The organism is Bradyrhizobium sp. Ken01 (assembly GCF_055807355.1).
Genome location: NZ_JBVVPC010000145.1, coordinates 1 through 795 on the forward strand (window position 1 = coordinate 1; position 795 = coordinate 795).

1 protein-coding gene is annotated in these 795 nt (G+C 63.6%); it reads right to left on the reverse strand.

Translation table 11 applies throughout. The features are described from left to right. Positions 1-716, reverse strand: a 716-nt coding sequence (locus tag AC0L3S_RS39100) for a carbon-nitrogen hydrolase family protein (protein ID WP_473285289.1), incomplete at its 3' end; no start/stop codon positions are given. Between the last annotated feature and the right edge of the window lie 79 nt (positions 717-795).

A 795-nucleotide genomic window follows, 5' to 3' on the forward strand; every position in this document is an offset into this window, starting at 1 on the left:
ATTGCGGTGAGATCCAGGTTGGCCGAAACGACCTGCTCGCCAAGGCCGGCGCGGGCGAGATCCTCGCCATCCGGACCGACGATGCAACTTGCACCCAGGTAATCCGCGTCGCGCTCGCGGCCGGCGTGGTTGGCATAGATGACGTAGAGTCCGTTTTCGAGTGCCCGCGTCGGGACCATACGCGTCGCCACGCTGCTCCAATTCGAGGTAAGGGCAGTCGGCGCAATTACAGCATGGGCGCCTTGCAGCGCCATCCCCCGCACGACTTCCGGAAACTCGATATCGTAACAGACCAGCAGTGCCAGCTTGAAATGCCCGAACGTGACCACGGTCGCCTCGTCGCCACGCTCGAACGAATGCGTCTCGAAGCCCGGCGGCAAAGCTAATTTGCGATGATTGGCCAGCAGAGCGCCGTCCCGGCAAATCCAAGCCGCGGAATTGTAGATCCGGGGGCCCTCGCGTTCCGGATAGCCGTAGAGGATCGCCGTGCCGTGCTCGCGCGCAAGGCAGGCGATCGACTGGGCGAACGGCCCGTCAACCGGCTCCGCGAGCCGGCCGATATCCTCGCTGACATTGTAGCCGGTCATGAACAACTCAGGACATACTACCAAGTCGGCGCCGGCAGCCTGAGGATCCCGCAGAGCTATCCGCAGCCGGCGCAACCGCTCCTCGCGGCTGCTGCCGCCGAGTGCGCATTGATAGACCGCGATCCTCATGGCCTGCCGGCTATCTCGCGACCACGCGCAAGTCTCGTGGATAATCTGTCAGGTATTCGGACCCGGTCTTGGTGACGAC